Origin of the sequence: Nocardia sp. NPDC058497, from assembly GCF_042720195.1 — a bacterium.
Lineage (GTDB): Bacteria > Actinomycetota > Actinomycetes > Mycobacteriales > Mycobacteriaceae > Nocardia.
Genome location: NZ_JBHXMY010000285.1, coordinates 1 through 2,032, shown reverse-complemented (window position 1 = coordinate 2,032; position 2,032 = coordinate 1). Strand labels below are relative to the sequence as shown.

At 67.7% G+C, this 2,032-nt stretch carries 3 protein-coding genes and 1 pseudogene; all 4 read left to right on the top strand.

The window, feature by feature from the left end:
* Positions 1 to 780, top strand: a 780-nt coding sequence (locus tag ACFWPJ_RS19275) for a hypothetical protein (protein ID WP_378853149.1), incomplete at its 5' end; no start/stop codon positions are given.
* A gap of 1 nt (position 781) precedes the next feature.
* Positions 782 to 1,432, top strand: a complete 651-nt coding sequence (locus ACFWPJ_RS19270; RefSeq protein WP_378853147.1) for a hypothetical protein — start codon at positions 782 to 784, stop codon at positions 1,430 to 1,432.
* A 20-nt stretch (positions 1,433 to 1,452) separates the two neighbouring features.
* Entirely contained in the window at positions 1,453 to 1,731 is a 279-nt protein-coding gene (locus tag ACFWPJ_RS19265; RefSeq protein ID WP_378830976.1) for a hypothetical protein, read from the top strand.
* Between the two features lies 1 nt (position 1,732).
* A pseudogene (locus tag ACFWPJ_RS19260) lies at positions 1,733 to 2,032 on the top strand (hypothetical protein); the annotation flags it as partial.

Below are 2,032 nucleotides of genomic sequence, written 5' to 3'. Positions count from 1 at the left end.
CCTCCACACACCGTCTCCAACCTCACCCACCCCCGCGGTGGCGCTCTCGCGGCGGGCCCCCCCCCCGGGCCCCGACCCCCACCCCTGCCCCACCTCGAGGAGGTGAACTTCATGCCCAGCGATCACCTGATTCCGGGCCACGGCGCTGGATGGTTGAACTCGTTCCAAGCCGACGACGAACAGCCCGATCACGCCTATCCCCGCGACCTGCGGTCCGGCGACCGGACCGGCACGCCGGGCCCAGGATCCAGAATCCGCACTCGGACAGCCTTGTTCGCCACCGGCGCTGCGGGAACCCTCGCGGTCGTGGTCCTGGGAATCGGGGTCGTCGTGATGCCGATCAACACGACATCGACCACCCCGACGCTCGCGAGCGTGACAACGACCACGCCGAGCCCGACGACCCCTCAACGAGCGCGAGCTTGCGCCGGCCTGACCTCGCACACGGTGACCGACGGCGCGGGTGACACAACAACCACCGTCGGGGTGATCGCGAAGTTCGAACACGCCTACTACGTACAACGCAACCCGGAAGCCGCACTGGCCTTGGTCGGGCCACAGTCCGGCGTGACACGCGAAGGACTCACCGCCGCGATCGCCGCCCTGCCTGTTGGTGTCACTCACTGCGTCGGTATAAGCGTGATCGCGGAGAACACCGCCGAGGTGCACCTGGTCGAACTGCAGGCCGACGGCCGCCGCTTGGACTACCTGCAGCTGGTCAACGTCGCCGCCGCGCCTTCGGGTCTGGTCATCACCAATGTTCAGAAGCGAGGCAGCTGACATGGTTGCCCTGACCGCTCACGATCATCCGCTGCACGCGATCGGTGGCCGCCGGTTGGACCCGGCCACAGTGCACCCTCCCTCCAATCGCGCTGGATACCGCGCTGAACCGCTGCCGATCACCGGCGCTCATCCACCACTGGTCGCGATCGTCGGCGCTCACGGCGGCGCCGGAACGTCGACGGTCGCGCGATGGTGGGCACCCGCAGCTGACTGCGGACAACAATGGCCGGCCTCACCGGAGACCACGCAACGGGTCGTGGTCGCGGCCCGGCTGTGCCTGCCCGGGCTGATCGCTTGCGCCGACCGGCTGCGCGAATGGCACGCCGGATCAGCTCCTGACGGCGTCGACGTCGTCGGTGTCGTTCTGACCGCCGCCCGGCCGGGCCGGATTCCGGCGGCGGTGCGCCGCTACCGAGCCGTCGTCGAGGACCTGACCGATCTCGTGTGGGAGATCGGCTGGCACGACGAACTCGTCGAACGCGAACTGGGAGAGCTCGCCCAGTTCGCTCCCTTCACCCCCGCCCCGCCACGGCGGTCCGGCCTGACCGAGACGGTGCCCGCGGACGTGCACCGCGCTGGCAGCGAGCTCATCGACGCGCTCACTACTTCGTTGAAAACCGCTACAGAAGAACAGGATTCGGAGAGATGAGAATGTCCACGCTATCCGTTGTGGGAGACAGCCTGTCGGTGCTGTCCCAGCAGATCACGGTCAATCCGACGCGTCCACCGGGAGGGGAGAAGCTGACCAACCTGGTCGGCTACCTGAGCTGGTTGGTGATGCTGGCCGGGATCGCGGCACTGATCTACGCAGGCGGCAAATTCGGGTGGGAACGCTGGCACGGCGGAGCCGTGGAGTCACCCAAGATCGTGTTCGCAGCCCTGGTCGGCGGGATCATCGCCACCTCCGCCGGCGCGATCATGAACGCCGCCGTCGCCGGAGGCAACTGAGATGTCCGATGCCAAGACCAGCACCGAATCCTTCACTCGCAACCGTGACCGCCAACGGTTCACCGTCACCGCAGACGACGACACCCCCATCGTAGTGACCCGCTACGGCAGCCGCGATGCGGCAGCAACGGTCGTCTATCTCCACGGCCCGCTGTCCGACGCGACCTCTCTCGCGCCGCTGATCAGGGAACTCCACCAGCACTTCGGCGGAGAGATCGCGCAACTGGTCTACGACCAGCGAGGGCATCGTCATGGCGTGCCGTTTCATCCCGACAGCCGGGGCATGGCGCAGCTGGTTGCC